This window comes from Pseudomonas frederiksbergensis, assembly GCF_003732665.1.
GTDB lineage: Bacteria > Pseudomonadota > Gammaproteobacteria > Pseudomonadales > Pseudomonadaceae > Aquipseudomonas > Aquipseudomonas frederiksbergensis_G.
The window spans coordinates 1-221 of record NZ_MOBP01000169.1 but is presented as its reverse complement, the minus strand read 5'-3'; the positions used below and the strand labels follow the sequence as shown (position 1 = coordinate 221).

The following is a 221-nucleotide window of genomic DNA, read 5'->3' as shown; positions in this document are numbered from 1 at the left end:
ACTGCCACGGCGCCCCGCTGGGTGACGCGGAAGTCGCCCTGACCCGCGCTGCGCTGAAATGGAACCACGGCCCGTTCGAAATCCCGGCCGACATCTACGCCGAGTGGGATGCCGAGGAAAAAGGCCGCGCCGCCGAAGCCGAGTGGGACCAGCGTTTTGCCGGTTACCCCGCCGCGTTCCCGACCGAAGCCAACCAACTGATCCGTCGCCTGAGCGGCGAA

At 67.9% G+C, this 221-nt stretch carries 1 protein-coding gene; it reads left to right on the top strand.

The window, feature by feature from the left end; all coding sequences use genetic code 11:
• The coding region (locus BK665_RS33660) for a thiamine pyrophosphate-binding protein (RefSeq protein ID WP_511261985.1) at positions 1-221 on the top strand (221 nt) is incomplete at both ends.